This is a genomic window from Ferruginibacter sp., from assembly GCF_031430955.1.
In the GTDB taxonomy this organism is placed as follows: Bacteria; Bacteroidota; Bacteroidia; order Chitinophagales; family Chitinophagaceae; genus Ferruginibacter.
This window is the reverse complement of record NZ_JANPCM010000362.1, coordinates 1-2,498: the sequence shown is the minus strand read 5'-3', so window position 1 is coordinate 2,498 and position 2,498 is coordinate 1. Positions and strand designations below refer to the sequence as shown.

At 34.3% G+C, this 2,498-nt stretch carries 2 protein-coding genes; both read left to right on the top strand.

Features of this window, described 5'->3' with window-relative positions; all coding sequences use genetic code 11:
- The coding region (locus ACY65O_RS10285; protein WP_462220766.1) for a serine hydrolase domain-containing protein at positions 1-1,150 on the top strand (1,150 nt) is incomplete at its 5' end.
- Positions 1,151-1,697: 547 nt separating this feature from the next.
- Positions 1,698-2,381, top strand: a complete 684-nt coding sequence (locus ACY65O_RS10280) for a PP2C family protein-serine/threonine phosphatase (protein WP_462220765.1) — start codon at positions 1,698-1,700, stop codon at positions 2,379-2,381.
- Positions 2,382-2,498: the final 117 nt, after the last annotated feature.

Below are 2,498 nucleotides of genomic sequence, written 5' to 3'. Positions count from 1 at the left end.
CAGAGAAATGAATGAATGGGCAAAAAAAGAATGGATGAATGGTGGCGTGGCACTCATCATCCGCAATGGAAAAGTAGCGTATTACAAAGCAGCCGGTGTAAATGATCTGGATACCAAATCTACGTTGCAAAAAGATGCCATCTTCCGCATTGCATCGCAAACAAAAGCCATTACCAGCGTAGCCATGATGATGTTGTTTGAAGAAGGAAAATTTCAATTAGATGATGCTGTGTCAAAATATATTCCTGCATTTAAAAAACAACAGGTGCTGGATAAATTTGAAGCAACAGATACCACGTACACCACTATTCCTGCTAAAGGCGAAATTACTATTCGTCAATTGTTTACCCACACATCTGGTTTGGGCTATGCACAAATAGGCAGTAAAGAAGCCAATGCTATTTATGCAAAAAGTAAATTAACCGCAGGCATTGGTGTGCAGGATGATAAATTATTAGATGCCATGAACCGCCTTGCAAAATTACCTTTGATGCACCAGCCCGGCGAAAAATTTACCTATGGTTTAAACAGCGATCTGCTGGGTTGTTTGGTAGAAGTAATTTCCGGCATGTCGTTGAATGATTTTTTCCGCACAAAAATTTTTCAACCATTGGGCATGAACGATACGTATTTTTTTATCCCAAAAGAAAAAGCAGCACGTTTGGTAAATTTATACCGTGAAGATTCCACCGGGCATTTAGTAAAAGCAGAAGGCAATATGCTTAACGGGCCAACAGTTTCTAATTATCCATTACTCAACAGCACGTATTACTCCGGTGGTGCCGGTTTATCATCTACCATTTATGATTATGGTATTTTTTTACAAATGCTGTTGAACAATGGCATGTACAATGGTAAAAGATTACTCAGCAGAAACAGCGTTCGCCTTATGACGATGAACCAGATCGGCGACCTTTCCCTGGGCAAAGATAAATTTGGACTCGGCTTTCAGGTAGTAACCGAAGCAGGCAGCAGCCGCACTCCTGCACAACAAGGCACCTTTAGCTGGGGCGGTGCATTTGCCACCAGTTATTGGGTAGACCCTAAAGAAAAAATGGTATTACTTTTTTACCGCCAGTTACAGGGTACTACTCACGGTGATGTGGTAGAAAAATTCAGGGCATTGGTGTATGGAGCGATAAATGATTAGTGGTGAAGATTTTTGTTACAAGCAGGATTTCCTGAAATGAATTCGTGTGACACGAACGCAGGCTTAGATCATGGCCTCACCGCTATCAAAGGGCAGCGGCTTGCCGCAATTTTCGCATATGGACCTTAATTCAACCATTGTTAAAAATGGTTACTTCTAAGATGGTGCGGTGTAAAGTTAAAAAATATCTTTGGGTGGTGTGGGGTTTGCGGATGTGCTTTTCGGAAGCGGCCTGATTTGGACCAATATTTTTGTGGCCAGCTATGTAAAACTGAATACGATATAGAGCATGTAGAGTCTAGGTTGGGAAGTAAGGACAAAGGTGGAAGCAAAACATACTATTTTAAACAATGAATTTTTGTTTTGGATTATTTAACTATTGACAAAATTGTTAAGTGGAAATATTTTTATTTAACCCTATCAGACTGAGGGAGTGGGTACCCTGCATGCAAGTACTTAGTTTTTTAGATTGAAGAAATTTAGATTAATTTTACGTATTATTACATAGTGCAATTTTTATTCGTTACATATTTGTAAATACAATAAGGTGCTTAGGAAAAATATTGATTTTACTTGTACGACAAAAAAAGGTGTTAATAAATTAGAAAATGAAGATGCCTTTTTAGTAATAACAGAAAGCTTATTCTCGTTATTTTTTGTTTTTGATGGGGTTGGCAGTGCAAAAAATGCAAAGAAGGCAACTATAATTTCGAAAAAATTTGTAAAAAATACTTATAAAAAATACTTATCCAATTCTATAGAATTGGATAAGCTTTTGTTTGATTTAAATAACTATTTATTAAATCACTCTTTAAACCAATTATACACTACATTTATCTTATTATATATTCCTTTAGAAGGTAAAAATTTGTACTTTTCTTCTTTAGGAGATTCAAGATTATATGGAATAACTAATCAGTTTATTGAACAATTATCTATTGATGATAGTTATTCATCCAATGTTATTACTAAATGTCTTGGATTGGAAAATTACCAATTGGCAGAGTTTAAACTAAACTTAATTGAGAAAGATCATTTTTCTTATATGCTTTGTACAGATGGCTTTTATAATTTAATGGAAAAAGAAAAAATATTCTATTTTGAAACTTTTTGTAAAAAAAGACTGCTATCAATAAAAAATACTATTAGAAAAAAAATTGCGAATGAAAATAATGATGACGCAACTATAATTTTTATAAAAAATATATGTTTAAATCAGAACAACAACTAGTAAATAAGCTTAAAAAAAATTATCATACAATTTGTAATTGGGATACATCTAAGCATATTACAAATTTTATTCAGGAAGTAGATTTAGGATTTGGCATTGCTGATTTAGTAATATTTA